The following is a 14241-nucleotide window of genomic DNA, read 5'->3' as shown; positions in this document are numbered from 1 at the left end:
TTATCGTTCTCCTATTTTGTTAAGTTTTTCCATAAAGTCAATGGCAGGCTCACTTGGAACCAATTGGGCTGTGATTTTAACGCCACCAGCAGCAATTTCTTGGAAGATATTTTCTTCTTCCGGCATGACTTTGATGCTCTTTGTGACTTCTTTTGAACCTTCTTTATAGCTCATATTCCCTACATTAAGACTTTCAAGTTTTCCCCCTGCTTGAATAAATTTTAAAACATCGGCAGGTTTTTTAAAGAGAAGAAAAATTCGTTGTAAGCCATATTTCCCCGCATTGATATTTTCTGCTGCTTGGGCTACTGGAATAACTGAGAGTCGCATTGCTGACGGACAAGCCATGCGTAAAGATGATTTTTGCAAGTCATCGGCAGCGGCCTCATCATTGGCAACAATAATGCGTTGTGTTCCTAAGCTTGAAGACCAAATCCCAGCCACTTGTCCATGAATCAAGCGCTCATCAATACGCGTGTTCACAATCTTTGCTTTACCTTGATACTCAGAATAATCTGCCATATTAAGTGTTACTGCTTCTTGTGCCTTTGCTTCATTCAGCAAGTTTTTCGCATTAACCAGTGTTGTTCTGCTCGAAGTAACCAAATCATCAGCGGACGCAGTATCACTCACTGCTGCTTCTAAAACAAGAGAGAGGTTCATCCCAGCGATGATAGAAACATCATCATTATCTGTAAAATGCTTTAATGCCACGTTACAAGGTGTTCCTCCAAGTAAATCAGCAATAATTAAAGTTTCACCCTCTAAGGTGTGCATTTTTTCTAATAGCTCTTGTTCAAATTGGATATTATCACTATCCTCGGGCATACATACCACATGCATCTGTTCTTGCCGTCCGATGATCATCTCGAGACTTTCTTTCACCCCGGCAGCCATCGAACCATGGCTAATCAATACTATGTTTCTCATTTGACTCCTTATCAATCACGCAAGCGCTCTTTTATTTAACATGTTATCTTCTTGCATTATCAGTATATAACATATTAAGTAGCTTGTCAAGAGAAAATGTACACGGTTACATATTTTTTTGTTAAAAGCTCTCTGAAGTGCGCTATAAAGCCTTGTATATACAGCTTGCATATTCCAACTTAACATGTTATCATTCTAATATAAGTTATATAGATAGGAGTATTTCTATTGATTCCAAAGTATGAACAAATCAAACAAGACTTATTATCTGAAATCAAAAATCATAAATTTATCCCTGGGGATAAATTTTATTCAGAAGCCGATATTAAACGAAAATATGAAGTAAGTTCTATCACTGCGGTGAAAGCCTTAAACCAATTAACAAGTGCAGGTTACCTCTACCGTGTCCAAGGAAAAGGGACTTACGTTTCTAAATCGAAAATTTCCCAAAATGTTAAATTCTCAGATATCGAATTACATTCTCAAGATCACGAAACTGTCAAAGTTCTGTCAATAAAAGAGGAAAATGAGCCTTCAATCCTAAAAGAGCTTGGACTTACTCCAGACCAAAGTTATTATAAGATCGTTCGGGTACGTTATTTTGATGGAACCCCCTTTCTCTTACACTTTACACACCTCCCAAAAACTTTAGTCAAGGAGCCTGTGTCAGATCATTTAGAAGACTATTCGAGTGTCTATGAGCGAGTGAACAAAGACTTTGGTATCGATCTTTATTCCATGTCCTCTGTTGAAACAAATGAAATTATTTTTCCAGATGAAAGTGAGCTGTTAAACGCACTCAACTTAAGCTTCCGCGAACCTGTGGTTAAGCAGGTTAAACACACCTATCTTGTAGATAAGAGTGTTGCTGAATATATCGTCAGCTACAAACATTGGAAATACTTCAAAACAAAAATAGAAGTGGATGCCGAATAGCATCCACTTTTACTTTATTTTATTTTTACTTTAGAGTATCAAATACTGGTTGACTTGAAAAGTTTAAGCTGGTAATTTCTACAGCTTCTGTTTCAAAGACAAGAATTTCATTCTCTCCTTCATGGAGAAAGTCCTTCGGACAATACAAACTGTACACAGGCCCTTGGTTCCAATAACGACCAAGATTCTTACCATTCACAATGATAACACCTTTGCCATAGTTCGAGCAATCGATGAAAGTATCTGCCACCTTCTCCAAGCTCATATTAAAGCGATAAAAAGAAGGCTGTGCTGGATTTTTACCTGCACCAAAGTCAATTCCACTTAACTGCTCCGCAGAGAAATCTAAAGGATATTGTGTATAACCTTGGTGAAAATGTATGTCATGCATCATACCACCACGTATACCTTTTCGCTGACTTGGATGATTAAACTTAAAACCATAATTGACACGACCTAGATTCTCTACTAAACAGTCCACTTGAATCTCTTCCTGATTTTCCACTACATCCAACAATATTTCTTGCCCAATTTCTTCTTGGTATTGTGTGTGTTTATGTTGACCATCAAGATAAATTTGGAGACGGTCGCTCGCTTCAACAATCTTAAGTTTAGTCTCTTTACCATAATTTTTTAAGACAGTAGAATAAAGCATATAACCATAGCCTGTACCTGCTGCTTCTAAAGTGAGAGGATAAGAACTTGTTAAAGCCTTCATCATGTTATCTTTAGTCTTAAATAAAGACACACTCTCTGAAACTTTAAAAGAACCAAGATTTGCAATCTCCTTGACACGAGGCTGCGCTTGCCAAACATCTGGACACACTTCTTTGATCGCTTTTTGAACAGCATAATATTTGGCAGTAGGTTTCCCTGCCTCTGTGAGCAAGGCATCGTAATCATAGCTAGTAATTTGCGGTAGATTTCCCGTGTCACGCGCAGAGCAACCATTATAAAAGCCAAAATTGGTCCCACCGTGGAACATATAAAGATTAAGAGAACCCAGCTCCAACATGGCTTTAACTTCATCTGCTAAGTCTTGCGGATCACGCTTAATAATCGGTTCTCCCCAACGATTGAACCAACCATCCCAATATTCCATACACATAAGTGGCCATTTTTTGCCATGTTCTTTCATAAATCCTGCGAGCACTGCTGCGTTTTCTTTCGAACGGCTTCCGAAGTTTCCTGTAACCAAAACATCATCTTCGATCAAAGAACCCGCATCAAGCGCTGCCTGCCAAGCACCATCTGAAGTAAACAAGGGTACATTAATCCCATATTTTTTCATAAGTGCCATCGTTTGGCGAAGGTAATCCTTCTCCATCCCATAAGAACCATATTCGTTTTCAACTTGCATCATGATAACAGGACCACCTGCAGTGATTTGTAATGGTGAAAGATATGGAAGTAGTACCTTAAAATAGTTTTCCACCTTGGTCATAAAGCGTGAGTCTGTGGAACGAAGACGTATTTCTGATTCTTTCAGCAACCAAGCTGGCAGTCCGCCAAACTCCCATTCGGCACAGATATAAACAGAAGGCCGTAAAATAACCATGAGTCCTAAACTTTCAGCCAATTTAACGAAAGCACGAATATCTTTCATACCTTCAAAATCAAATACTCCTTCTTCAGGTTCATGAATATTCCACGGAATATAAGTTTCTACAGTATTTGCACCAAGTGCTTTCAGATTATAAAGGCTGTCTTCCCACTGACTTCGGGGAATTCTAAAGTAATGAATAGCACCACTTATTATTTTAACTGGCTTATTATCCAGCATAAATTCTTCTTTTACTTGAAATGTTTTCACTACTTCTCCTTACCAGTATCGGTTCCATTTGTCATTTGCTAAGCGCATGAGCGCTTCAAAATAGAAATAATCGCCCCAGAGGTTAGGTTCATCAATACCTTTGCCTTCTGCAAAAGCATATACCCCATGTTGCAACAAACCTTCATTCCCATCTGCGGCCTCTGTGTAAAGTTCCCCCAGCTGATAAATGAGCCCCTTTGCAATACCTTCTGCTTCTGGATAAGCTTTTTGCTGTGTAGCTTCTAAGAAGCCACACGCTGCAATGGCTGCTGCTGAACTGTCTTTAGCAGATGGCTCTGCATCTGTATAATCAAAATCCCAATATGGAATAAGATCCTGAGGTAAATGTTTCAAGAAAACTTCTACCACAGAAGGGTATACCTCAGGGAAAATAGCGGAATGAATATAACTTTCATTAAGCGGAATTCCTAAAATAGCCCATGCCTGCCCACGCGCCCAAGTTGACGTATCACTATGTCCTTGATGTGTAGCTCCATACGCTGGTTGCCCTGTTTCGAGATCAAAATAATAAGTATGATAAGTACTCGCATTGTCACGGAAAACTGTTTTGAGCAAAGTCGCATAATGCTTCAGGGCTACTTCTTTGTAAATTGCTTTACCAGAATATTCTGTTGCTGCAAAGAGCAAGGGAAGATTGATGAATGAATCAATAATGACACGATATTCTTTAGGATCGCCATACTTGCCCCAAGCTTGAATAAAATTACCTTTTTCTTGAAAACGGTGAAGCAAGACATCCGCAGCTTGGAGTAAAGTCGCTTTATAAGTTTCATTTCCAGTTAACTTATAAGCCGCCCCCGCTGATAGACTATATAGAAACCCGATATCATGATGATCTAACACAAAATGATTGTCTAATCTCTTTTGGAAACTTTCCATATTGGCTTCGACACGATGTAAAAATTTTGCATCCCCTGTATATTCATAAGCCAAAGCTACCATTCCTGTCCAAAATCCATTGGTCCAGTCGTCATTCCCCTTGATACGATATTTCCCATCGGTGGCACAAGCCGAAGGAAAATCATCGCCAAAACGCTCCATGTTTCTTTCAATTTTTACAATTATTTTCTTTATTTGATTGTCCAGCCAAGCTTGGTCGATATTTTGACCGAGCCGAATTAATTTTTTCTTATTCGTATTCATAACTCAACCTCTCTTAATATATTAACATGTTATATTATAACTTTTACTTGACAAAATAGCAAGAAATTTTTAATGGTCCAAGAAAAAGTCACAGCCGATATTTTTATTATTTGAAATTTTTTTATCCCTCACCAACGCCAAAGTAAGCGTTATCCTGGTTTGTTGACAATCTGCTTAACATACTATATACTTACTCTTAGATAATATAACATGTTAAATTATTCTACTTATCATAGAGTAAAGGAGAATCTAGGAGTAAACGTTTGAAAGATTTAGATTAACTGTTCTAAGTCTCTTTTAGTGTACTTTAAAAAGAGCATTGGGAATATAAATACACGGAGAATATGAAATGACAAAAAAACTATTTTATTTTATTGCTTTCTTACTTGTGAGCATTTCGGTAAGTTTCACATTCAGCCAACGAGCTACGGCAGAGAGCTATACTTCTGATTTCAGCAATCAGCTTGGGACTTGGGAAGATTTGGTTGGCAAAGCCGATAGAAAAATCTCTCAAGGACAGCTGAATATAGCTAATCAAAAGCTAAGTACAGGTTATGAGAGTATTTCGCTCAATACAGATGCAGGAAACCGTAGTTCTGGTGATGTGCAAATAACTTTTGTATACAAGGGACAAACAAATTTTGGACTTGTCTTTCGTGCTGGCGCAGAAAACACCAAAAATTATCAGTCCTTTGCTTATATGAGTAACGGAAACTGGCAGCTTGGTCAGCCAGGAGGCAAATGGATAACAGATATCCATAGTCAAAGTCTTGAGATTGGACAGACCTATAAACTACTTCTACGTTATCAGGGCACGAGTGTTAAAGCTTATCTTAATGGCCAGATAATCTATGACAATCCTCAAGTTACTTACAGCGATGGTTCAACCATCGATGGGGACTGGACCGGTGCCACAGGTTTACGGCTTTTTGGTAATCTGAGTCAGCTGTCGCTCTTATCACTGAAAGCCGGCGAAGTGAACAGTAACCCTGAAGTTTTAGATACGCAGCAATTTATAAGCTTACGTGACAAGTGGAAGCAACAACTAATCACTGAAAATTATGATTCTAACAATGCTCCACTCGTCAAATATGTGAATACTTTGTCTAAGAATGCTCAAACTCTTTACCAAAGTATGAATCGTAGCCCTGATCGAAAAGAGTTGTGGCGTTTGAAAGCTGGCGATACTCCTTCTGCAAATCTGACGACTCAATTCTCTAATCTCTACCTTCTCTCACAGGCTTATGGCACTAAGGGAACAGATTACTATCTTAATCCCGAACTGCTCGCTGATATTCAGTCTGGTCTTGATTTTATGGTTAGTCAAAAGGGATACGATGGTCAGAAATACTATGGCAATTGGTGGGATTGGCAGGTTGGGATTCCTCAAAAATTTATTGGCAGCTTAATAATTCTTGGTGATAAGCTACCATCAGATAAAATACAGGAATATACCAAAGCAATCCAGTCCTATGTTCCAAATCCTTATCAGCAACTCTATACGAAAGCACAGGATGTATTTGTTGATCTGGCTTTCATTCCAAACTTTTCGACCACAGGAGCAAATCGAACAGACTTGGCCTTATCTGTGCTTGGCTTAGGGATTTTACAAGAAGATGAAAGTAAGATCGAGCTGGCCTCAAACAGTATCAAAGAAGTTTTTCAAACAGTCACCAAGGGAGACGGCTTTTATCCTGATGGCTCTTTTATTCAGCACAATAACATCCCTTATACCGGTTCTTACGGCAATGTTCTTGTGAAAGGTGTCGGACAAATCCTCGCTACCACCAAAGGTTCAAGCTTTGAAATGGACAGTCAAACTGTCTCAAACTTTGTCTCTACTGTTGAACAATCATTTATCCCTCTCATCTATCAAGGAACGATGCTTCCAGGTGTCAATGGACGATCAATCTCACGCGCTCCGAAAGATACACAGGTCGGCTACGGTTCAACCACGATGTATAATTTGCTTATCGTTGCTAACTTATCATCCGAAGAAAGTCAAAAGAAGCTGCAAGAAGCAGTGAAATACTGGATGCAAACCAATCCTGATTATTATCTCAATAACACGAGGGACTATAATGACTTACAGCTGACACTTTCTTTAATGACAAATACTGCAATCACTGGAGATATGCTTCCCTTTACGGGAACAAAAGTCTTTGCCTCAATGGATCGTTTTGTTCAAAGTAATCCAACTTACATGACAAGCCTGAGCCTATACTCCAACCGCACCTCTTCTTTTGAAGCAGGAAACGGAGAAAATAAACGTGGTTGGCATACAGCAGATGGCATGTTTTATCTCTATAATAACGACGGTGTCCAATTTGGTAACAGTTATTGGCCAACGGTTGATCCTTATCGTTTACCTGGGACAACCGTAGATACTGTAGCGCTTCAAGATGAAAATTCATCCTTTACTACCGTAACTTCTCCCGAAACATGGGGCGGTGGAGCAGCTGCAGAAAATCAAGCCGTGATGGGGATGGCGCTTAATAAGCAAGGCACCAAAAACAACGGTACCGTCCTTCCCATGAATCTTCGAGCTAAAAAATCATGGTTTGTTCTTGAAGACCAGACCATTGCCTTAGGTGCGGGAATTAGTGGTGACACAACTGCTTCCATCGAAACAATCGTGGACAACCGTCTTCTTAATGACGCATATCACTATCAAGTCATTTCAAATAAGGGAAATATCACTGATGCTTCTGAAGAAAGTAAAAAAGATTGGCTCCTCTTGCAGTCTGACCATCAAAATGCTTCGATTGGTTATTACTTTCCAACTTCATCAGACGTCACTGTGCAAAGTGAAAAAAGAACAGGAACTTACGCCGCTATCAATAGCGCCTTTCCAAGTGACAAAACTTATAGTGGCGAATATCGCAAATTCATGATAAACCACGGACAACATCCTCAAAATGCAAACTATTCTTATGTTATTCTTCCTGAAGCAACGCAAGAAAAGCTTAAAAATTATACCCAAGATAATACTCTTAAAATTCTTGCAAACACCGAAAGTATCCAAGCTGTGCAAATGGAAACCGCTGGCTATTTAGGAATTAATTTCTGGGCTGCCACAGGAGGAAGCATAGCAGACATCACCACAGATAAGCCAATTTCCTTGTTAAAACAAAACAAGCAAACCCAAACCACATACACAATCGCAAACCCCACCCAAACCAATGAAATTGCCCACATCCAATTGCCAAAAGATTTCAAGTATATCCTTTCGATGAGTGACGGCGTAAGCTTTGATGAAACCACGCACACTCTAAGCATTGACTTTTCGGGCAGTGCGGGAAGTGCTAAACAAATTGTTGTGGAGTGATTTTCGTTAATAGGCATATAATTTATATTGCTTATTCGACTTTTTCAAGTCAAACCATCCTTACAAGGGGTGGTTTTTTTAGTTTCACTTTCGGAATAACTGGAAGATGGACTTAAAAAAGCATAGCCAGATATAACTATACTTTTTATAATCATTACTAGTTTTTTGCACATTAAGTATAGCACACGCTATGTTTAATACGAAGACAAATGAAAAAGCTTTTTAATAACGTTTTACTACGGTATGAAGTTAAAATAAATTATTTTTGACAACAAAAAAAAAGAGCACATAAGCTCCATACTTAGTGCTGCTACCGTCAGGTCCTGACACGCTTCGTAAGAAACTTATTGCTCCGAAATTTATTATAACATACTTCTTCTTGTTTTGACAAGCTTTGACTTTATCAAAAGAATTTTATCATTTTCCTGATGATTTCCGCTCTTTATAAACTTCCATGGCACGTTCATAATCTTCTTTCATGGTTGGAAATTGTTTCTTGATAGCATTTGCTCCGATAAAGTAAAAGACAATCACCAAAATCAGTAGGACAAAATTTATCAGAGAAAGAATAGCTACAAGCATACTACCTTGGGGTTGCGCAATGAGCGTCATCACATAAAAAATAGACAATACATTGTAAACATAATAAAGAATGGGTGCTACATGGCAGATTTTAGGTGCGTGTATCCTTGCATAACCAACATGGGTGACAATCGCGAAGATAACAAGAATTACTCCTGCTGCATTGATCGTAAATCCAAGGAAGACAGCGATAAAAAGTACAATCAATCCAATAGGAATACTGATACTATTGAGCCACGCGCGATAGGGTGCTGTTTCTTCTTTGTAGCGCTGCTTGGGAGTTTTTTCGGCGTCCATGAGTTGTCCTCGTTTTTCTATTTTATCCTTTGTCTATGGTAACAAAAACTTACAGAAATTTCCTCTAAAAAAAGAACAGTTACACCTGCTCTTTTTTTTCTTTATTTCTCTTTCTCCGATGTTGGAAAAAATCTTTCATGATATCGGCGCACTCAGCTTCTAAAATGCCACTTTCAACAGTTACACGATGATTGAGCCGTTTATCTTCCAAGATTTGATACAAACTTACAGCTGCTCCGAACTTGGGATTTGTTGCCCCAAAGTATACTTGTGGAATACGAGCTAAACCAATGGCTCCAGCACACATGACACAAGGTTCAATAGTAACAAACAGAGCACAGTCTAATAAACGCCAGTTCCCTACAGCTTCGTTCGCAGCTTCAATCGCACAAATTTCTGCATGGTGGGTAGCACGGCCATCAAGCTCTCGGCGGTTAAAGCCGCGTCCAATTATTTCACCTTCGTGTACAATAACCACGCCGATGGGCACTTCTTCATTTTCTGCTGCCTTTTGGGCTTCAAGCAGTGCTTGCTGCATGAAATATTCTTTTTCTTGCTGACTAAACTCCATCACACCGTCCATTTCATATGGGGTTGAGCCAAGTCAACAGGTATATTTCCTGCTGCTTCTTGCGCTTCTTCACGTAATACTTGCAAGTCACCAACTTGTGGCAAATGTGTGAGGATTAGTTTTTTCACATTGGCTTGTGCTGCTATTTCCCCAGCTTCTACACTGGACAAGTGATTCGGCATTTTGGCCTTATCCTTGAAGAAATAAACGTCAGCCAGCAAGATATCCGCATCTTTAGAAAAATCAACAAGTTCTGCAAAATAACCCGTATCTCCCGTATAAACTAAGACCTGTCCTGTCGCTCTCTCAACAATACGCATCGCGTAGCAAATAACAGGATGCACTGTTTTTAAGAACTGAATATCAAAGGGGCCGACAGATGTGCCCTTTTCGACATCATAAGCAATTCCCTCACTGACATTTTCCAAAGATAATTTTGAAAATTCGTATTCATTTTCCTGATGACCATAAATAGGCAACATCTCTGGTTTCACTGTTTGTAGCTGACGATATTGACGTAAAGCGCCCAAGTCTGCTATGTGGTCTTCATGGTAGTGGCTCAAGATGATTGCATCCAAATCATTGGGTGAAAGCTCATGCTCAAGTTCCGTCACGGCACGTGATCCAGCATCCAATAAAAGATTAAATCCCTCTTCACTTTGTAATAAATAAGAAGTTGTGCCTGCATCACGTGTGGGATAACCGCCCCATACACCAAGTGCTGTTAATTTCATATTGTCTCCTCTCTTTCAAACCTTAACATAAAGTAAACGATAATTAAAAATGTGCTGGATACAAGCAAAGTCCAGTTGCCAAAGATATCGGCACTATAAGTACCTAAAATAGTCCCTAGGAAGAAGGCACCGACCAGACTAGCAAAGACGCGAAAATTTTGTAGGTAGCGTTGTTCGTGTGTCAGTGCGTAATTCGTTAAGTTGACCATGGTTGATTTCAAATTTCCGGTCATCATGATACTTCCGTAGGGAAGTCCTCTTGTTTTACTGAAAGTATCGTGCTGAATGGCCATGAAGAATGATAAAAAGCCAACAAAAATGGAAACGGGTAATTTTAAAACCGTAGCGTAAAGTAAGGTAAATACGGTCACGCCTGTCCACTGTAACAAAAGCAAATAAATCGTATCTGGCTTGTTCTTCTTTCTTAAGTAATAAGAATAAATGTTTTTAAAAATCACCCCACAAGAAAAGAAGAGAACAGGAATGATAAAATCTGCTACACGTACAAAATCTCCTTTGGCTAAATAAACCGCTGCCTGTATCATGTTCCCCGTTTGCATTCCGATGAAGCGCCCATCAAAATGGAAAAAGGAAAAAGCATCCATAAATCCAGCGTTCATCGCTAAGAGCGAGGCTACTCTTAGTTTTTCTCTCATTTCAGTGTTCATATTCTTATTATAGCATTCTAAAATCCTTTTGGCACAGTTATGTTTCGCTGATCTCCTATAGGCCACTTTTGCCCCTTTGAGCTGCATCAAACAGAATTTTAAACGTAAATGATTTTTAATCAAAATACGCTGTCAAACTCTTTTGACACCTCCTTTTTTTGAAAATATAAAAAAATCGGCTTATAATGAAAGAGCATACATATCTTAAAAATGTCGAATTTTTAATAAAGATTTAAAAATATTAAGGAGAGCTTATGAAAGTTTCAATATTTTCCACTTGTGTGATGGACCTTATGTTTCCACAAGTTGGAATTGCAATGGTTGAAGTCCTCGAACGTTTGGGAATTGAAACAGACCTACCTGAACAACAAATTTGTTGTGGACAACCTACTTATAACTCAGGATTAGCTAAGGAATCCATGCCTACCATCAAAAACCAGATTGATGCTTTTGAATCTTCTGATTATGTGGTTGGTATAGCCGGCTCTTGTTCAGGGATGTTCACTGAGTATCCACATATGTTCGATGAAGGTGATCCTTATAAACAAAAAGCAATTGATTTAGCAAATAAATCCTATGAATTCACTCAATTTCTTTATCGAGTATTAGGACTTGAAGATCTTGGTGCCACATTTAATGGCGAGAAGGCAACTTACCATCGTTCTTGTCACATGACCCGCATTTTAGGTGAACGAGAAGCTCCTTTTATCCTATTAGATAAGGTCAAGGGACTTGAGCTTCTTCCGCTGCCTCATTTAGAAAATTGTTGCGGTTTTGGTGGAACGTTCTCCGTTAAATCTCCTGAAATCTCTGAAATGATGGTTGCTGAAAAAACAAGGGATATCTTATCAACGGGTGCCGAAATCTTAATTTCTGCTGATTTAGGTTGTTTAATGAATATCGGTGGAAAATTGAATCGTGATGGCAAAAAGGTTAAAGTCATGCATATTGCTGAAATTTTAAACACAAATGTTGATTTAGAAAGAATAGATGCAATCAAAAATCCAGCATTTATAAAATAAAAAGGAGGAGAAAATGGGCCTTTCAACAAGTACAAAAACTTTCGCTGAACGTTTAGAAGAAAGTAAAAAAGATCAGTTTGCAAAAGCTGCGGTTGCACAAGCACAAGATGCTCAATGGGACAAACGAGAATCTGCACGTGATGAACTAGGAAATTGGCAAGAATGGCGTGATATTGCTGAATCAATCCGTCAACATACTTTAAAATATTTGCCACACTATTTAACTGAATTTTCGGATAATGTAGCCGCTCGTGGCGGACATGTCTTCTTTGCGGCTGATGCTAAGGAAGCTAATGAGTATGTGAAACGTATTATTCTTGAAAAAAATGCTAAAAAGATTGTCAAATCAAAATCAATGGTATCCACTGAAGTAGACATTGATCCTATGCTTGTCTCACTCGGCGATGATATGGAAATTTTGGAGACGGACTTGGCCGAATTTATATTACAAGTTGCGGACTGGGACGAGCCTTCGCATATTGTTTTTCCAGCTTTACATAAAAATCGTGACCAGATTCGTGAAATTTTTGCTCAAAAACTTGGATATAAGGGAGATAATGACCCTGTTAATCTTGCACGATGTGCGCGTGATACCATGCGTAAACTTTTCTTGAAGTCGGAAGTAGGCATCACTGGGTGTAACTTTGCCATCGCCAATACTGGCGACATTAATTTATCGACTAATGAAGGGAATGCTGATTTAACGATTTCTATTCCTAAAACACAGATTGTGTTAATGGGAATGGAACGTATCGTTCCCTCTATTAAAGAAGCTGAAATTTTGGACAATATGCTTGCGCGCTCAGCTGTTGGGCAAAAGTTAACAACTTATGTCACTTTCGCTGGTCAAAAAGCCGAAGACGAATCTGATGGGCCGGAGGATTTTCATGTTGTGATTATTGATAACGGCCGTTCAAATGCGATTGGAACTGCTTTTGAATCCGTCTTACAGTGTATCCGCTGCGGCGCTTGCTTAAATGTTTGCCCTGTCTATCGTCAAATTGGAGGTCATGCTTACGGCTCTATTTACCCTGGTCCGATCGGCTCGGTTCTCTCTCCTGTGCTAGGAGGTTATGAACAATATGGTGATTTACCATACGCTTCCACCTTATGCGGGGCTTGTACGGAAACCTGTCCCGTAAAAATCCCTTTGCATGAACTTTTAATTGAACATCGTAAAGTCATGGAAGACGATTTGTCAATGCATCACGACGGTTCTTTTGTCAATTTTGAAATGAATGCGATTGGAAAAGGCACAAGTAGTCCCGCAATGTTTGGAATGGCAATGAAGATGGCCCATACTGGTCTCAATATGTTACCCAAAAATAAGGAAGTAAGCGTTGGAGGTTCTTTGTTTAAGTACGGTGCAGTTAGCAAAGCACCTGCTCTAGCCAAAGGTTGGACGGATGTTCGCGACTTACCTATAGCTCCTCCACACAAAGAACAGTTTCGTCACTGGTATAAAAAACATAAGGCAGGTAAATAAAAATGACAGGAACTATTGAAAATCGGACTCAATTTTTAGACACATTGTTAAAAAAACGTGGTGGTGTAGAACTGCCATTTGAACCATATACTCTCATTTCAGACCTTCCCCAAACACATTTGGCAGATTTAAGCACTGACGAATTACTCGAACTTGCCAAGGAACAAGCGCGTCGCGTTTCAGCGAACCTAGTGGAAACAACTTCTTCAGAAATGAATGAGATAATTCACGGTTTAATTGACAAATCTGGTGGTGGGCAGATCATGATTCCTTCAACAGATAAGCTGGAAAAACTAGGGGTTAATATTATTTCAGACCAATTGGTCAAATGGAAAATTGGTAAAGAAAAACGGGAAGAAAATATTAATGCTGCTCAAAATTCGAATGTTGTTGTAGCCGTCCCTAAATTTTTCCTTGCCGAATCAGCCACAATTGTGGTGGAATCAGAAGCTGGTCAAGGGCGTTCTTTGCACTTTTTACCTACTCATTATATTTCTGTGATTCCCCTTAGCCGTATGGTTCCACGCTCTACACAAGCTGCAACTTGGCTGGATGAAAATAAAAAGCCTGGTTCAACACTGCATTTTATTTCTGGACCATCAAATTCTGGTGATATTGAAATGCAGCTTGTAGTTGGGCTTCACGGTCCTTTGGAAATTAATTACGTTATCGTTAAAGATTTATAAGTATTTATTGTAAGCAAGGCGTGC

The 14241-nt window shown here is 39.1% G+C and carries 12 protein-coding genes and 1 other RNA gene; 5 read left to right on the top strand and 8 right to left on the bottom strand.

Annotated elements, in window-relative coordinates; translation table 11 throughout:
• The gene (locus KJS37_RS04030; RefSeq protein ID WP_165711583.1) at positions 1–930 is read right to left on the bottom strand and encodes a PTS sugar transporter subunit IIAB; all 930 of its coding nucleotides are present in this window, start codon (positions 928–930) and stop codon (positions 1–3) included.
• Between the two features lie 228 nt (positions 931–1158).
• Here KJS37_RS04030 and KJS37_RS04025 point away from each other — a divergent pair, with 228 nt between their 5' ends.
• Complete coding sequence (locus KJS37_RS04025) at positions 1159–1866, top strand: GntR family transcriptional regulator (protein ID WP_165713467.1); 708 nt, start codon at positions 1159–1161, stop codon at positions 1864–1866.
• Between the two features lie 25 nt (positions 1867–1891).
• On the opposite strand, the gene KJS37_RS04020 is transcribed toward KJS37_RS04025, so the two are convergent.
• Entirely contained in the window at positions 1892–3679 is a 1788-nt protein-coding gene (locus tag KJS37_RS04020; RefSeq protein ID WP_213496002.1) for a glycoside hydrolase family 35 protein, read from the bottom strand.
• Positions 3680–3688: 9 nt separating this feature from the next.
• Positions 3689–4843 (bottom strand): glycoside hydrolase family 88 protein, encoded by a 1155-nt coding sequence (locus KJS37_RS04015; protein ID WP_213496001.1) that lies wholly within the window; start codon positions 4841–4843, stop codon positions 3689–3691.
• A gap of 349 nt (positions 4844–5192) precedes the next feature.
• On the opposite strand from KJS37_RS04015, the gene hylB reads away from it, so the two are divergent.
• Positions 5193–8171: a hyaluronate lyase HylB gene (gene hylB, locus KJS37_RS04010; protein WP_213496000.1), complete on the top strand. Its 2979-nt coding sequence runs from the start codon at positions 5193–5195 to the stop codon at positions 8169–8171.
• Between the two features lie 267 nt (positions 8172–8438).
• Here hylB and ffs read toward each other — a convergent pair.
• From ffs to KJS37_RS03985, 5 genes are all read right to left on the bottom strand, one after another.
• Positions 8439–8535, bottom strand: an RNA gene (gene ffs / locus KJS37_RS04005) — signal recognition particle sRNA small type.
• A 53-nt stretch (positions 8536–8588) separates the two neighbouring features.
• Positions 8589–9050: a hypothetical protein gene (locus KJS37_RS04000; RefSeq protein WP_213495999.1), complete on the bottom strand. Its 462-nt coding sequence runs from the start codon at positions 9048–9050 to the stop codon at positions 8589–8591.
• Between the two features lie 79 nt (positions 9051–9129).
• On the bottom strand, positions 9130–9621 hold the full coding sequence (gene tadA, locus KJS37_RS03995; RefSeq protein ID WP_014025114.1) for a tRNA adenosine(34) deaminase TadA: 492 nt from the start codon (positions 9619–9621) through the stop codon (positions 9130–9132).
• Positions 9621–10355 (bottom strand): MBL fold metallo-hydrolase, encoded by a 735-nt coding sequence (locus tag KJS37_RS03990; protein WP_213495998.1) that lies wholly within the window; start codon positions 10353–10355, stop codon positions 9621–9623. Before KJS37_RS03990 ends, tadA begins: the two co-directional genes overlap by 1 nt.
• Positions 10352–11023, bottom strand: coding sequence for a YoaK family protein (locus tag KJS37_RS03985; RefSeq protein WP_014025116.1), 672 nt, complete (start codon positions 11021–11023; stop codon positions 10352–10354). Before KJS37_RS03985 ends, KJS37_RS03990 begins: the two co-directional genes overlap by 4 nt.
• Before the next feature lie 254 nt (positions 11024–11277).
• Between KJS37_RS03985 and KJS37_RS03980 the strand changes: the two genes are divergently transcribed.
• Genes KJS37_RS03980 through KJS37_RS03970 form a run of 3 tightly spaced genes read left to right on the top strand, consistent with a single transcriptional unit; the run spans position 11278 to position 14217 of the window.
• Complete coding sequence (locus KJS37_RS03980; protein WP_165714118.1) at positions 11278–12045, top strand: (Fe-S)-binding protein; 768 nt, start codon at positions 11278–11280, stop codon at positions 12043–12045.
• A 13-nt stretch (positions 12046–12058) separates the two neighbouring features.
• On the top strand, positions 12059–13531 hold the full coding sequence (locus KJS37_RS03975; RefSeq protein ID WP_213495997.1) for a LutB/LldF family L-lactate oxidation iron-sulfur protein: 1473 nt from the start codon (positions 12059–12061) through the stop codon (positions 13529–13531).
• A gap of 2 nt (positions 13532–13533) precedes the next feature.
• Positions 13534–14217 carry a LutC/YkgG family protein gene (locus tag KJS37_RS03970; protein WP_213495996.1) on the top strand — a complete coding sequence of 228 codons (684 nt, stop codon included), beginning with the start codon at positions 13534–13536 and terminating at the stop codon, positions 14215–14217.
• Positions 14218–14241 lie beyond the last annotated feature (24 nt).

It is taken from the genome of Lactococcus formosensis (genome assembly GCF_018403745.1).
In the GTDB taxonomy this organism is placed as follows: Bacteria; Bacillota; Bacilli; order Lactobacillales; family Streptococcaceae; genus Lactococcus; species Lactococcus formosensis.
Note: the sequence above shows the minus strand (reverse complement) of the source record. Positions and strands in the feature narration are given on the sequence as shown.